Raw genomic sequence first — 415 nt, 5'->3', positions numbered from 1 at the left:
CAGTCCAAGCATCAGCAAAACAGGGATCAATGCAGGCAATCAGAAGATCACCAATGTTAAAGCTGGGGATGTCAATTCAACATCTACAGATGCCGTGAATGGCAGTCAGCTATATACAGCACAAAACAATGTGAAGAATGTGTTGGGGAGCAGCACACAGATTGATGCAACCGGCAATTTAACTTCAACCAATATTGGCGGAGTTACAGGAGCCAATACGGTTCACGATGCAATTCAACAGGTAAATAACACCGCGACTAATGCGAAGACTCAGGCAGATAAAGGTTTGAATTTTGCAGTGAATGGTGTAACTCCAGCAGACAACGTACAGCTGGGAGAAACTGTTAACTTTGCAAATGGTACAAATACAACAGCAACCTATGATGCGGCGACGAATACCTACAAATACAGCCTG

1 pseudogene is annotated in these 415 nt (G+C 43.9%); it reads left to right on the top strand.

Features of this window, described 5'->3' with window-relative positions:
- Positions 1-415: pseudogene (locus J582_RS25605) on the top strand (hypothetical protein); the annotation flags it as partial.

Source organism: Acinetobacter sp. 1566109, assembly GCF_000582255.1.
Lineage (GTDB): Bacteria > Pseudomonadota > Gammaproteobacteria > Pseudomonadales > Moraxellaceae > Acinetobacter > Acinetobacter nosocomialis.
The sequence above is the reverse complement of the archived record's forward strand: the minus strand, read 5'-3'. Positions and strand labels throughout refer to the sequence as shown.